The following is a 6,703-nucleotide window of genomic DNA, read 5'->3' as shown; positions in this document are numbered from 1 at the left end:
TCATGCCTCAGCCCGCCTGATAAGGTCCCAGAACCGCCGCGGCGGGCGCAGATTTGAAGAAGTATGCCATGGCATCGGCCTGCCTGGCGGCCGACAGCGAAGCGCGGCTGAGCCAGGGCGCCCAGGCGCCGGGCCGCAGCGCATATTGTTCGCGGCGCCGGATGACGTTCCATTTGGCGGTCCGCGTCAGCAATTCATGGGTGAGCGCGGGCTGGTTTTCGTCGGCGACGAGCTGGTAGAGGAAATAGAATAGGTTCAGCGCGCCGGCCTCGAAGCTCGGCCGCGTCGCCGCCGGCAGCGAGGAAATCTCCTCCTCCAGCGCGACGATGAAGTCGGCCGCACGGGCGACGGTGCCGTGGCTGACCGCATCGCCAATGTCGCGCAGGTCCCGCGTGGCCTGCGCCAGGTCCTCCCGCTCGAGGTTCTCGGCCACGATCCGCAAATGCGTCCTGCGCATCTCCTTGACGTGCCGGCTCGTCACGCTTGCCTCATGGACGCGGTAGACGACCAGGTTTTCGGGCATCATGGCTGCCGGGTAACGGCCGGCCAGCCGCCTGAAAAGATCGAAGTCCTCGGCATGCCGGTAGGCCTGGTCATAGTGCAGGACGCTGTCGTCGATGACCTTCCTGTTGTAGACGACCGTCGGGTGCATGAAGATCGTGAAGAACATCGCCAATACAGGGATGCGGCCGAACTGGAACACCGGATCGGGCCTGCCCCTGGCGATGCGGCCGCGGATCAACATGTCGACGCCGGCGCCGCAGAAGCCCAGTTCGGGCCGCCGCTCGAACAGCGCCACCTGGCGCGACAAACGCCAGGGATAGGCGACGTCGTCGGCATCCATCCGCGCGACCAGTTCGCCCCGGGCGATCGCCAGCCCTTCGTTGAGCGTCGCGACAAGGCCACGGTTTTCGCGCGAGATGATCGAAATGCGGCTGTCGGCCTTTTGGCATCGCTCGAGTATCTCGAGCGAATTATCGGTCGAACCGTCATCGATCGCGATGATCTCCAGGCGACTGTGATCCTGCCGCAGGATGCTTCCCAGCGCGGTGGCGAGATAGGGACCGGCATTGTAGACCGGCAACAGGACGGAGACGAGCGGTGCGGCGATCATCGTCTTGCATCCGTGCGCTGGAGTTCGAGCGCCGGTGTGCGGCCATCGGGCGATCCGCCAGCCGCCGTCGCGAGCCAGCCGCCATGGCTGCCCTGTGCGGAGCGGGTGCGCGCGACATAGGGGAAGTGGCGCTTCAGGCTGTTGAGCGGCCTCTCGAAAACCACCCAGGAAATCGAGGCCGCGACAATCGTGGCGGCGCTCGCAACCAGGAAACGCCCTGGCCCTTGCTCCGAGACGTTGAGCGGAATCCAGGGTTGCGCCTTGACGGCGAGCGACAGCAATATCGGATGATAGAGATAGACGCCGTAGCTGATGCGGCCGAGGCCAAGCAGCGGCGGCAGTTCGGCAAGCTTTCCCAAAGTGCCGCCAAGGCCGCGCGAACAGGCTGCGACGATGACCATCAGCGGCACCAGCGGCAGGACTTGCCGCACCAGCCAATGGGTCCATTCGAGCATCGGATCGGCGGGCGCAGGCACAAACCACTCGATGACAAGGAATGCGGCCGCGAAGGCAGGCCAGCTGAGCCGCATCCAGTGCGGCAGGGCCGCGCCCCTGGATCGCCAGCAGGCAAGCAGCGCGCCCGTCGCCAGCGCATCCATGGATGCCGGCGGCAGCAGGTCGCGCGCCAGCGTCGTGTTGGCGGTGAGCGGCCAATAAAAGCGATAGGCCAGCGACAGTGCGATGACGCCGATGCAGATCTGTTCGAAGCGGCGGCGCGGGGCCAACAGGACGACCAGCGGCCAGGCAAGATAGAACTGCTCCTCGATGCTCAGGCTCCAGAAATGGCACAGCACCCAAGGGTTCCAGTCATTGCGCAGCGCATACCAGAAATTCGACAGGTAAAGCGCATGCCAGACCAGCGATCCCCTGGATTGGTCCAGGTCGACCAGCCAGACGAAACCCAGGACGGCGAAATAGGGTGGAAATATCCGCAAGCCTCGCCTGATATAGAAGGATCGCAGCGCGGGACCGGTCTCGAATTCGGCGGCCGAACGCGCTTCCAGGAGCAGGCGCGTGATCAGGAAGCCGCTCAGCACGAAGAACAGCCGCACGCCGATATGGCCCCAGAATGAAGATCCTCCAGCGGCGAAGAAATGGGAATACAACACCATCGTCACGGCGATGGCTCTCAACGCATCCAGTTGGATGTCGCGGGCGCTTCCCATCAGCGGCATCCGCCAGCGTGATGGCCGCGACCAAGCCGCCAGCCGGCCGTTTCGAGCGGCAGGCCACGGCGGGCGAGACCCGCCAGAGCGCAGGCATCGTCAAACCTACGCTCGAAATCGACGGACGGGTAGCTCAAGCTGGTCAACCTGGCGGGATCCTCCACGGCGCATATCCAGTCGCAAACGAGTCCCCCAGGAGATCGTTCGGCTACGGCATTGTGCGGCGCAACACAAAAAATCTACCCAGCTGAAATACTTATGTGAGCAAGTGCTAAAAAATTGAGAAAACCGAGCGTTTCTCGTCAATTCTGGCGATTTTTCTCAGAACTTAAACGCTGTGGTTTAAATTTTGCCGATGTTCCCGCCTCGGTTGATTTGCGAGCTCGTGGCTTAAGAGCCTAGTTCTTTGTTAGACCACAGGAAATTCCGTAATCTATATTTTGTCTATATGGATCCGGCCCTGGCTCCGTGAAGAAATGATTTGGAACCATTAGCTTTGCGCGGTGCAGCATCGTCTCTGTTTTTCGTCGTTGCCACGCGCAACGCCCATTACTCGGCTGACCGCCAACCCTCACACCGCGTCGAACACCACCGTCTGCTCCAGCCCGCCGCCCCGGCGGTTTTCCAGTGTTACCGTGCCTCCGTAGCGCTCGATGATTTCCTTGGCGATGGCGAGGCCAAGACCAGCTCCGGGGATCGATTGCAGGCGGCCGGGGTCGACGCGGAAAAAGGGCTCGAACGCCTTGTTCAGGAGTTCCGGGGGGATGCCCGGCCCATGGTCCGATATGGTCAGCACGGCGCGATTGTCGGTCGCGGCCAGGTCGATGCGGCACGCCTTGCCATGGGTGGCGGCGTTGACGATCAGGTTGCGCAAGGCGCGGCGCAGGCCGAGCGCGCCGGCGCGCACGCAAACCTTTTCCAGGTGCCCGATCGAGACGGCATGGCCGAGCGACACCATCTCGGCTTCGATATCGCGCACCGTCTTTGCCAGGTCCACCGCTTCGACGGCGTCCTGGTTGACCTCTTCGCGCACCAGGCGGATGGCGCTGTCGGCGATGCGATCGAGTTCGTCGAGGTCGTGAAGCCATTTGTCGCGTTCGTCGTCCAGGAATTCGGCGCGCAGCCGCATGCGCGTCATCGGCGTGCGCAGATCATGGCCGGCAGCCGCGACCAGCCGCATGCGGCTTTCCATGGCGGTCCGCAGCCGCGACGAGAGCTGGTTCAGCGCATGCGCGGTGGCCTTGACCTCGGCCGAACCCACTTCCGGCACCGCCGCCAGCACGCCGTCCGATCCGATCTTGGAGACGGCGGCCTCCAGCATTTCGAGCGGTCGGATCAGCACCGAGGTGAAATAGACCGATACCGCCGTGGCGCCGGCGACGATCAGCGAGATCCAGCCGGCCAGAACCAGCCATTCTCGCCGCGGCGGCTTGAGGTGCGGCACCTCAATGATCGCCCATCGGCTGTCGGGCAGGTGCATCGATGCGATCTGGCCGGGTTCGTCCGGCTTCTCGTTGACGACCGCGGGAAAGTCGAGGCCACGGCGGTGCAGGATGTCGTTGAGCATCGCCGTTTCCGCACGAGCCACCTTGCCGCCCGCTGGATGGTCGGCGAATTGAACCCGCAGGACGTCGGGGATCGGCCCCGGCAAGAGCCGCACCACCATTTCCATCTGTTGGGCAATCCACGGCACGGTCAGTTCCGGCGGCGGTCCGCCGCCGCGCACGCTGATGACGGCGGCCGTCGCCAGGCCGACGACGCCGACGATCGAGGCGACCAACAGCAGGATGAGACGGCGGCGCAGCGAATTCACGCGTGGCTCTCCACGGTCTCGACACGCGCCGTGAGCTGGTAGCCGCCATTGCGCACGGTCTTGAACAGCGGCCCGTCGCCGGTGTCGGAAAATTTGCGGCGCAGCCGGCTCACCAGCACATCGACCGAGCGTTCCAGCGGATCGCGTTCGCGGCCCTGCGTCAGGTCGAGAAGCTGGTCGCGCGACAAAAGCCGGCCGGGACGGTCGAGAAACACCTGCAAAAGATCGAACTCGGCGCCGGTGAGGTCGACGGCCACGCCTCGCGCATCCGTCACCTTGCGGGTCTCCGGTTCCAGCCTATAGCTGGCAAAGCGGTAGATGCGCGCGCGCGGCGGCGCGGGCGCCTCCTCGGGCGTCGAGCGCCTGAGCACCGCGCGGATGCGGGCAATGAGCTCACGCGGGTTGAACGGCTTGCCGAGATAGTCGTCGGCGCCGAGTTCCAGGCCGATGATGCGGTCGACATCTTCCTTCAGCGCGGTCAGCAGGATGATCGGGGTGTGCGGCTTGCGGTCGCGCAAACCGCGGCAGATATCGAGCCCCGAGCCGTCCGGCAGCATCACGTCGAGCACGATCAGGTCGAATTGGCCGGAGCCAAGCCGTTGCTCGCATTCGCGCCGGTCCGCCGCCGCCGTGACGCGAAAGCCCTGGCTGTCGAGGTAACGCTGGAGAAGCGTCCTGATCTCGCGGTCGTCGTCGACGACGAGGATATGGGGTTGTGACTGCATGACCGTGCCGTTGCCGATGAATATTGGGACCCGTGATTGCAGGGGCTTGCCGCGATTATAGGAGAGCCGCGCCCGAGCGGCGTGGAAAATTGCAACCGAACGTTTCCGGCGGGCCATGGGAAACATTCGGAAACAAATTGCCCTTTTGCGGAAACCTTCGGCAACACGCCGACGCGAAGCGGACAAAGACGCTTCCTATCCTCTGAACCGTCCGAAGCATGAGAGAAAGGAACATCTTTATGCCAAGCAGACTTCTTGCGCTCGGCCTGTTTTCCGTCGCCGCAATTCACCCCGCGCTGGCGGCGCAGCCCGACCCCGGCGCCGGACCCGGTGAGCCGCCCCCTGTCATGGCCATGCAGGATGGGGCAGGCCACGGCCGGAATGGACCCGGCCCGCATGGACCGATGCGACCTGGTTCGCAGGGTTTCGGCCCGCAAGGCTTTGGCCCCCGCCGCATGGGTCCGCCGCCGGAATTCATGCTGGCCGCCCGGCTCGCCGCGCTGGAGACCCGCGTCGGCATCCGCACCGAACAGCTCGACGCCTGGCGCGACTACACCAGCGCGCTGCAGGCGGTGCTTTCGCAGCCTCGGCCTGACCGCGGGCGGCCCGTTGGTGCTGAAGCGAAGGACCCCGACGCAGCAGGCCCGGGCGGCAAGCCCGATCCCTTCGCCTTCCAGGAAAAGCTGGCCGACGACGTTACCGCCCGCGCGGTTTCGGCCGGCAGACTGAAGGAGGCGATCTCTGAACTGCGCGCCAAGCTGACGCCCGAACAACTCGAACTCCTCGCTTCGGCGGAACGTGCCCATGGATCACCCCCCGGTCCCTGGGGCGGTCCGCCGAACGATGCAGCCGGCCCCAGAGGCCTGCCCAACGATGGCAGGCAGCTCCCGCCCCAGCCCGGGAACGACGAGCAACTCTGACCGACTGCACCGGCCGGCCCGGTACCCAACCCGTTCTCGGGTCGGCCGGTTCTCCGGGGATGGCGGGCGTATCTCCGCCATCCTCGTTTCAATCACGCCCAGTTCGAATCGCGCCAATTCGGAACCATGCCCAATTCGAACCCTGCAATGGAAGCACGACAATGTGGGAAGCCATGATCATGCTGCGGCTGCTCGCGTCCGCCAGCCCGAGGCTCTCGTTCGGTCCTGTCGGGCGAGGCATGCCGCTGGCCCCGCCGGCCGACACGCTGAAGGGCGCGATCCGCCTGAGTTTCGCCGGCTGGCGGTTGTCGCTCCCGCTGTCGCAGCCGCTCGACAACCATGGGCATGATGACCGCAAGATCGCGTGAATTCCGGCAAGGCGCTTGGCATGTCCTCGCTGATCGGCATAATGATGTTGGTGGGCATCGCGGCCGGCTACTCGACCTTCGAGCAGCTCCGGCCGCCGAGAAGGAGCGCGACATGAGCCGCTTCGAAGCATTGCTCGTCGCCGCCCGCAGACCGGCGCGGCCCACCATCAAGATATCGGCCGGCATGCCTCGACCAAGCGGTCGATTGCCCGCGCCCGCAACTCCAGCGAAAGATCATTCAGTCCATGTCTATCCAGCCTAGCCCGTCTTTGCAGCCGGCACGCCGTCTGGCGCCCTGGACCGCGATGTTCGCATCCGCCTTTCTGCTGGCGGCCTGCTCGCAGGAGAGCAGCGCCCCCGCAGGCATGGGCGCGCCCGGCAAACCGGAAGTCGGCGTCGTCACCCTGCATCCGCAATCGGTGGCGATCACCGCCGAACTGTCGGGACGCACGGCGGCCTCGCTGGTTGCCGAAGTGCGCCCGCAGGTGAACGGCATTATCCAGCAGCGCCTGTTCAAGGAGGGCAGCGAGGTGGCGGCTGGACAGCCGCTCTACCTCATCGATCCGGCGAGCTACAAGGCGTCCTACGATAGCGCGG

At 65.1% G+C, this 6,703-nt stretch carries 6 protein-coding genes and 1 pseudogene; 3 read left to right on the top strand and 4 right to left on the bottom strand.

The features are described 5' to 3' along the window. Positions 1-7: 7 nt before the first annotated feature. From EN969_RS11240 to EN969_RS11225, 4 genes are all read right to left on the bottom strand, one after another. Positions 8-1,114: a glycosyltransferase family A protein gene (locus EN969_RS11240; protein ID WP_127419128.1), complete on the bottom strand. Its 1,107-nt coding sequence runs from the start codon at positions 1,112-1,114 to the stop codon at positions 8-10. Continuing rightward, positions 1,111-2,280 carry an acyltransferase gene (locus tag EN969_RS11235; RefSeq protein WP_024501681.1) on the bottom strand — a complete coding sequence of 390 codons (1,170 nt, stop codon included), beginning with the start codon at positions 2,278-2,280 and terminating at the stop codon, positions 1,111-1,113. The genes EN969_RS11240 and EN969_RS11235 overlap by 4 nt, the downstream gene beginning before the upstream one ends. Positions 2,281-2,851: 571 nt before the next feature. After that, positions 2,852-4,093, bottom strand: coding sequence for an ATP-binding protein (locus tag EN969_RS11230; protein WP_063168603.1), 1,242 nt, complete (start codon positions 4,091-4,093; stop codon positions 2,852-2,854). After that, entirely contained in the window at positions 4,090-4,818 is a 729-nt protein-coding gene (locus tag EN969_RS11225) for a response regulator (RefSeq protein WP_013530679.1), read from the bottom strand. The genes EN969_RS11230 and EN969_RS11225 overlap by 4 nt, the downstream gene beginning before the upstream one ends. A 239-nt stretch (positions 4,819-5,057) precedes the next feature. Between EN969_RS11225 and EN969_RS11220 the strand changes: the two genes are divergently transcribed. The 3 genes and pseudogenes from EN969_RS11220 to EN969_RS11210 all read left to right on the top strand — a co-directional run. Continuing rightward, on the top strand, positions 5,058-5,738 hold the full coding sequence (locus EN969_RS11220; protein ID WP_063168602.1) for a hypothetical protein: 681 nt from the start codon (positions 5,058-5,060) through the stop codon (positions 5,736-5,738). Positions 5,739-5,899: 161 nt separating this feature from the next. Then, positions 5,900-6,106, top strand: coding sequence for a hypothetical protein (locus tag EN969_RS11215; RefSeq protein ID WP_013530681.1), 207 nt, complete (start codon positions 5,900-5,902; stop codon positions 6,104-6,106). Positions 6,107-6,411: 305 nt separating this feature from the next. After that, positions 6,412-6,703 (top strand): annotated as a pseudogene (locus EN969_RS11210) (efflux RND transporter periplasmic adaptor subunit); the annotation flags it as partial.

This window comes from Mesorhizobium sp. M7A.F.Ca.CA.003.01.2.1, from assembly GCF_003998945.1.
Taxonomy (GTDB): Bacteria; Pseudomonadota; Alphaproteobacteria; order Rhizobiales; family Rhizobiaceae; genus Mesorhizobium; species Mesorhizobium ciceri.
The sequence above is the reverse complement of the archived record's forward strand: the minus strand, read 5'-3'. Positions and strand labels throughout refer to the sequence as shown.